The organism is Streptomyces sp. SID12488, from assembly GCF_010548275.1.
GTDB lineage: Bacteria > Actinomycetota > Actinomycetes > Streptomycetales > Streptomycetaceae > Streptomyces.
Genome location: NZ_JAAGLT010000114.1, coordinates 1 through 544 on the forward strand (window position 1 = coordinate 1; position 544 = coordinate 544).

At 70.4% G+C, this 544-nt stretch carries 1 pseudogene; it reads right to left on the reverse strand.

Going from position 1 to position 544, the window contains the following annotated elements:
• Positions 1-54 precede the first annotated feature (54 nt).
• A pseudogene (locus G3I56_RS42755) lies at positions 55-544 on the reverse strand (short-chain dehydrogenase); the annotation flags it as partial.

Here is a 544-nt window from a genome sequence, read left to right on the forward strand (position 1 = left end):
TCTTCTTGCGGCGGGCTCTTTTCTTGCGGGCGCGTTTGGACATGTCCGTCGCCTTCAGGTGTTCTGGCCGACGAGCACGTCGGCGAGCTTGTTGAGGCGCTTGACGGTTCGTGCTTCTGTGGCGGCCGGGGCCGGGTCGACGCGCTTGTCGCGGTCGTAGTACGCGCCGTTGACGATGTCCGTGGCCGGGTCGCACAGCCGCACCACGTGGGCGGCGCCCTCGGCCGCGGTCGCGCCGTGGTGGGCGTAGAGCGGCAGCAGTGCCGTCTCGCAGATGCCCGGGTGGACGGACACGGCCGTCACCCGCGGGTCGGCCGCGAAGACGGTGAGCGCCAGCTGTGCCTGTGCATAGGCGGCGAGCCGGGAGTAGCTGCGGGCCCGGTTGGGGTCGCTCCACTGGATGGAACCGGTGCGGTGCAGCGACGACGAGACACTGACGACCCGGCCGCCCGGCTCTTCCCCACGCTGTTCGCGCTCGGGAGACCCCGTCGTGAGCGACGGCGCCAGCAGGTTGGTGAGCAGGTAGTGGGCGAGGAAGTTGACC